General features: G+C 79.1%; 1 protein-coding gene. It reads right to left on the reverse strand.

Annotated features, from left to right (window positions below; genetic code table 11):
- On the reverse strand, nucleotides 1–492 hold a 492-nt coding region (locus tag R5W23_RS11370; protein WP_320686419.1), incomplete at both ends, for a methyl-accepting chemotaxis protein.

Here is a 492-nt window from a genome sequence, read left to right on the forward strand (position 1 = left end):
CTGCATGTCGGCTTGCGCCCGGGCCAGCGCGTCGAGCGCCCGCGCGCCCTCCTCGCGGCTCACCTCGGCCGCCCGGTTCAGTTCCGCCGCCCCGTCGTCGCGGAGCAGCGCGGCCCGCATCCGCCGGGCGCTCTCGCGCACCTCCCCCCACAGCCCGTCCACCATGCCGCGGACCGACTTGGCCGTGCCCCGGATCGCCTCCGCCTGCCGCCCGGTCTCGGCGGCCACCACCGCGAACCCGCGGCCCTGGGGGCCGGCGCGGGCGGCCTCGACCCGCGCGTTCAGCGCCAGGATGCGGAGCGCGTACGCGACCGCGTCCACGTCGTCTAGCGACTGCTGGATGCGGTCCACCCGCCCCGCGATGCCCTCGATCCGGTGCAGCGTCGCGACCGCCTCGTCGGCGGCGCGCCGCACCTGGTCCATGCGGGTCAGCAGCGTCGCGATGGTGGCCCGGGCGGTGACCTGCGCGTCGGCCCCCGGGCCGGCCGCGGC

Source organism: Gemmata algarum, assembly GCF_034097035.1.
GTDB lineage: Bacteria > Planctomycetota > Planctomycetia > Gemmatales > Gemmataceae > Gemmata > Gemmata algarum.